Raw genomic sequence first — 4,221 nt, 5'->3', positions numbered from 1 at the left:
CCCCATCGGCCTCGGCCAAAGCCCCGAGGCCACTTCCCCTGCTCGGAAGATTCTCTACCCCATCGGCCTCGGCCAAAGCCCCGAGGCCACTTCCCCTGCTAGCAAGATCCTCTACCCCATCGGCCTCGGCCAAAGCCCCGAGGCCACTTCCCCTGCTAGGGGAAGCAAGAGGTGGGCGGGTCGTTCTTTTCTTTGCTTCCCCCTCAGCGGGAAGTTCTACCCGGCGAGCGCTTCCAGCGTCTCGTCGAGACCGCTCAAGTCGGCGAGGTCGAGATGCTGGACGTAGAACTTGGTGACACCGATCTCGGTGAGGGCTGCGAGCGCCTCCCTGACCCGGGCCGGTGGGCCGACGGGGATGCCGTGGTCCGACCATGACCGTTCCAGGTTCTCCGGGTCCCGATCCCGGGCTGCGGCGGCACTCTCGAGGCGGCGCCGGTAGCTCGCCTCGTCCTTGCCGGTGAGCACCGGACCCATCACGCTGACGGTGACGGCGTCGGGGTCTCTGCCGGCCGCCGTGGCCGCTTCGCGCATCCGGGTGATCTTCGGGGCGATCTCCTCCGGAGATGCGATGAAGTGGTTGTACTCGTCGGCGTGGGCGCCGGCCAGTGCCGGTGTGCGGTGCGCTCCCGATCCTCCGACGATGATGCGCAGATCGGCCGGTTTGGGTCGGACGTCGGCATCGAGTTCGTAGTAGCGACCCGACAGCGTCCCCGGGCCGGGTCCGAAGGCGGCTTCCAGGTACGCCAGTGCCTCTTCGAGACGTTCGAATCGTTCGGCCCACGGAGGAAACGGAAACCCGAACGCATCGTGTTCGAGTTCCATCCATCCGGTGCCGATGCCCAGATCGAACCGGCCTGCGGACATCTGGTCGATCGTCGCCGCGTTCTTGGCGATCACGGCCGGGTGACGGAACGTGATCGGAGATACGAGCACCGCCAGGCGGATGCGCGACGTCTCGCGTGCGAGGCCGGCGAGGGTCGCGAACGCGTCGGTGGCGTCGGGGCGGGGGTCCCGACTCGAGTAGTAGTGGTCGGAACGGGCAAACGACACCATGCCTGCCTGCTCGGCCCACAGTGCCGCGGCGAGGATCTCGTCGTACGTTCCACCGATCTGCGGTTCTGTCATGAGTGCGAAATCCACCGGGCGATCCTTCCCGAGCCGGCCTCCACCGATCGTAGCGCCGTGGGCGGTGATACGGCGTGTGACGATCCCGACGGCGTCGAGGCGGCCGACCGCGCAACGTGCCCGTGACAGAAAACCGAGAGCGGCGGCGCCGCGTCGTGCCCGGTTCCCGAGACTCGGTAGCATGAGACCATGAGGAGTGAGCGATGACACAGGTTCGATGCGGACGCTGCCAGACACAGTTCGCGGTGCAGGGGCCGGGACGGTATCCGTGTCCCGCGTGTGGGGCGGTCAACGAGGTGCGCGAGACTGCGGGCCTCGATGCGCTGCGGCAGAAGTCGCCACCGGAGTCCGGGCCGTCTTCTCCGCGACGCACGTGTCCCGACTGTGGCATCTCGTTCATCGTGGGGGACATCGAAGTGGCGGTCTGTCCGAACTGCGGTGCCGAAGTCTCGACCGGAGGTGATGCGTGAGCGCCCGGGAGCGATGGGAGCAGGAGTACGCGGCGGGGCGCGAGCGCCGCAAGCGCTTTGAGACCATCTCGTTCGAAGAGGTCCCGGCGCTCGGACTTCCCGCCGACGGCGACCCCGATCCCCGCATCGGCTATCCCGGGCAGTTTCCGTACACGCGGGGCATTCACGCGACCGGGTACCGGGGGCGACTGTGGACGACACGCCAGTTCGCAGGGTTCGCAGGCGTCAAGGAGACCAACGAGCGGTTCCGGTCACTGCTGGCGAAAGGCCAGAACGGGCTTTCGGTCGCGTTCGACATGCCGACACTCATGGGAATCGACTCGGACGATCCCAGGTCGGTCGGCGAGGTCGGCAACTGCGGTGTCGCAGTCGACTCTGCCGACGACATGAAGACCCTGTTCGAAGGGATCCCTCTCGGAGACGTCTCCGTGTCGATGACGATCAACGGTCCCGCCGAGGTGCTCTTCGCACTCTTCCTCGTGGCTGCCGAAGAGCAGGGCGTCGCGTGGCGTGATGTTCGCGGCACCCTGCAGAACGACATCTTGAAGGAGTACATCGCCCAGAAGGAATGGATCTACCCTCCGGCGCCGCACATGCGGATCATCGTCGACATGATCGAGTTCTGCACCAGGGAAGTGCCCCAGTGGAACACGATCTCCATCTCCGGCTATCACATCCGCGAGGCGGGAGCCACCGCCGCCCAGGAGCTCGCGTTCACGCTCGGCGACGGGTTCGCGTACGTGGAGGCGTGCCTGCGTCGGGGCCTGAAGATTCCCGACTTCGCTCCGCGCCTGTCGTTCTTCTTCGACGCCCACCTCGACTTCTTCGAAGAGATCGCCAAGTTCAGGGCGGCACGCCGCATCTGGGCCAGGTGGATGCGCGACAAGTACGGGACGACCGACGAGCGCTCCCTCAAACTACGTTTTCACACCCAGACCGCCGGTGTGTCCTTGACTGCTCAGCAGCCGGACAACAACGTGGTCCGAACCGCGATCGAAGCGCTCGCGGCGGTGCTCGGCGGTACCCAGAGTCTGCACACCAACGCTCTCGACGAGGTGTATGCGCTGCCGACCGAACGGGCCGCGGAGATCGCACTGCGCACCCAGCAGGTCATCGCCGAGGAGACCGGGGTGGCGAACACGATCGATCCGCTGGGTGGTTCGTGGTTCGTGGAGGAGATGACCGACAGGGTCGAGGCAAGGGCGGAGGAGATCTTGCAGAAGGTCCTCGCGATGGGGGACGGGTCGATTCTCGACGGGACGCTGCGCGGCATCGAGGAGAACTTCTTCCAGGGCGCGCTCGCCGACTCGGCCTATGAGTTCGAGAAGGCCGTCGGGACCGGCGAGCGGTCGATCGTCGGAGTGAACAAGTACGTCGACGACGTCGAGACGCCGCTCGAGACGCTCGTCATCCCCGAAGAGGTCGAGAAGAACCAGTGCGAGGCAGTCCGGGCGTTACGGTCCAGGAGAGATTCCGAGGCCGTCGATGCGGCGTTGAAGGCGCTCGAGGAAGGCGCAAGGGGTGATGCCAATCTGATGGAACTGATGGTCGACGCTGCTCGTGTTCGGGCGACCGAGGGCGAGATCGTCGAGGCGATGAAGAAAGTGTTTGGGTCATACCGTGAGTCGGTTCGTATCTGATCTGCGGCGTATAGCCGTCCGCGCGGTGATGGCAGGGTGGCTCTCCGTCGCCCCGTCGACCGTGCCGCCATGGAGGCTTTCGCCGGCGCCACCGCCAGGGTTGGTGCTTTCAGTCGGGGAACCGGTTCGGTGGTTCACGAGCGGAGGTTCACATGGCACACGTCTTTGATCTCGAATCGGAACCGCAGGCCGAGAACTATCGCGACACGCTGGTCGACGTGTTCAATGCGCGAGACCTCGACGGCGTCGGGGAGCTGCTCGGAGAAGAGATCACCTCCGATGTTTTCGATGGTGTGGGAGTCGAGGCGGCCCTGCAAGGCCTGAGCGACCTTTGGCTGCGCTATCCGCGTCTGGTCGCGTCCCGGGGGGAGTGCAACGACGACTGTGTGATCGCCTTGTGGCTTCCGGACGAGGGAGGCAAGTTTCGCTCGGTCGGGTTCCTCGCGTTGACGATCGAGGACGACGGGATCGAGCATGTGACCTACATCGACGATGACGACGCGGATCTCGTCGCCGAGCCGCCCGACGAGAGTGAACTGGCCGAGTGGTTCGACTGGGCAGAGTGGGATCGCGGTGAGGAAACGACTCCGCAAGGCCCGTTCGGATAGGAGTGGTCATGGCCAGGCTGCAACGTTTCGAGAACAACAGGTACATCGGGATCCGGGACACGATGGTGTTCTACGACTGCGACGACGACGAGCAGTTCGCGCTGCTGCAGGGCCGTGTCGAGGCCGAGGATCTCTTGGACCGCAAGCTACTGTCGTCGTTCGGCCCGGATGAGCCGCCCGAGGCCCGCAACCGGGGATTCCGTCCGGCCTGAGCGCAGCGAGGCCGATGGGGTCTCATTCCTTCCCCCTGGAGGGGGAAGGAAAGAGTGGCGCTGTTCTTGCTTCCTCTAGCAGGGGAAGTGGCCTCGGGGTTTTGGCCGAGGTTGATGGGGTAGAGCCTCTTGCGACACGCCGATCGCTTCATGTCGACACCCCCAT

General features: G+C 65.4%; 5 protein-coding genes. 4 read left to right on the top strand and 1 reads right to left on the bottom strand.

Features of this window, described 5'->3' with window-relative positions:
* Nucleotides 1–216: 216 nt before the first annotated feature.
* The gene (locus tag GXP34_12745; GenBank protein NOY56834.1) at nucleotides 217–1,308 is read right to left on the bottom strand and encodes an LLM class flavin-dependent oxidoreductase; all 1,092 of its coding nucleotides are present in this window, start codon (nucleotides 1,306–1,308) and stop codon (nucleotides 217–219) included.
* 20 nt (nucleotides 1,309–1,328) lie between these two features.
* On the opposite strand from GXP34_12745, the gene GXP34_12740 reads away from it, so the two are divergent.
* The 4 genes from GXP34_12740 to GXP34_12725 all read left to right on the top strand — a co-directional run bounded on the left by GXP34_12740 (nucleotide 1,329) and on the right by GXP34_12725 (nucleotide 4,055).
* Nucleotides 1,329–1,595, top strand: a complete 267-nt coding sequence (locus GXP34_12740; protein NOY56833.1) for a hypothetical protein — start codon at nucleotides 1,329–1,331, stop codon at nucleotides 1,593–1,595.
* On the top strand, nucleotides 1,592–3,235 hold the full coding sequence (locus GXP34_12735) for a methylmalonyl-CoA mutase (protein NOY56832.1): 1,644 nt from the start codon (nucleotides 1,592–1,594) through the stop codon (nucleotides 3,233–3,235). Before GXP34_12740 ends, GXP34_12735 begins: the two co-directional genes overlap by 4 nt.
* A gap of 152 nt (nucleotides 3,236–3,387) precedes the next feature.
* Nucleotides 3,388–3,843: a hypothetical protein gene (locus tag GXP34_12730; GenBank protein ID NOY56831.1), complete on the top strand. Its 456-nt coding sequence runs from the start codon at nucleotides 3,388–3,390 to the stop codon at nucleotides 3,841–3,843.
* Between the two features lie 8 nt (nucleotides 3,844–3,851).
* Nucleotides 3,852–4,055 (top strand): hypothetical protein, encoded by a 204-nt coding sequence (locus GXP34_12725; protein ID NOY56830.1) that lies wholly within the window; start codon nucleotides 3,852–3,854, stop codon nucleotides 4,053–4,055.
* Nucleotides 4,056–4,221: the final 166 nt, after the last annotated feature.

Source organism: Actinomycetota bacterium, from assembly GCA_013152275.1.
Taxonomy (GTDB): Bacteria; Actinomycetota; Acidimicrobiia; order Spongiisociales; family UBA4744; genus BMS3Bbin01.
The sequence above is the reverse complement of the archived record's forward strand: the minus strand, read 5'-3'. Positions and strand labels throughout refer to the sequence as shown.

Bases quoted from the DNA above. Each gene is read 5' to 3' on its own strand.
- GXP34_12725 (NOY56830.1), top strand. From the start codon at position 3,852: ATGGCCAGGCTGCAACGTTTCGAGAACAACAGGTACATCGGGATCCGG.
- GXP34_12730 (NOY56831.1), top strand. From the start codon at position 3,388: ATGGCACACGTCTTTGATCTCGAATCGGAACCGCAGGCCGAGAACTAT.
- GXP34_12745 (NOY56834.1), bottom strand. From the start codon at position 1,308: ATGCTACCGAGTCTCGGGAACCGGGCACGACGCGGCGCCGCCGCTCTC.
- GXP34_12740 (NOY56833.1), top strand. From the start codon at position 1,329: ATGACACAGGTTCGATGCGGACGCTGCCAGACACAGTTCGCGGTGCAG.